At 57.9% G+C, this 271-nt stretch carries 1 pseudogene; it reads right to left on the bottom strand.

The window, feature by feature from the left end:
* Positions 1-271: pseudogene (locus M8013_RS00045) on the bottom strand (IS481 family transposase); the annotation flags it as partial.

Below are 271 nucleotides of genomic sequence, written 5' to 3'. Positions count from 1 at the left end.
CCCATGGTGATCGACTTTTTCTTCAGGTCGATCACCCCCACTTTCGTGCTGTACCACCACACCTCGTAGTTCCCGTCCGTCTGCGTTTCGCGCAGCCCAAGCCGCTCGCCCCTGAACGCCTTGCCTGCGCTCAGACTGATCCCTTTAATGCTCAGTTTCCCGCTGATATCCACTTTCCTGACCAGCACATCATCGTCATATTCCGGCGGCGTTACCGTGTCGCTGTACTGACGTGACGACGGCTGATAACGCGACGCCGGGACGGCCATAT

Origin of the sequence: Silvania confinis, assembly GCF_025564085.1 — a bacterium.
Lineage (GTDB): Bacteria > Pseudomonadota > Gammaproteobacteria > Enterobacterales > Enterobacteriaceae > Enterobacter > Enterobacter confinis.
Note: the sequence above shows the minus strand (reverse complement) of the source record. Positions and strands in the feature narration are given on the sequence as shown.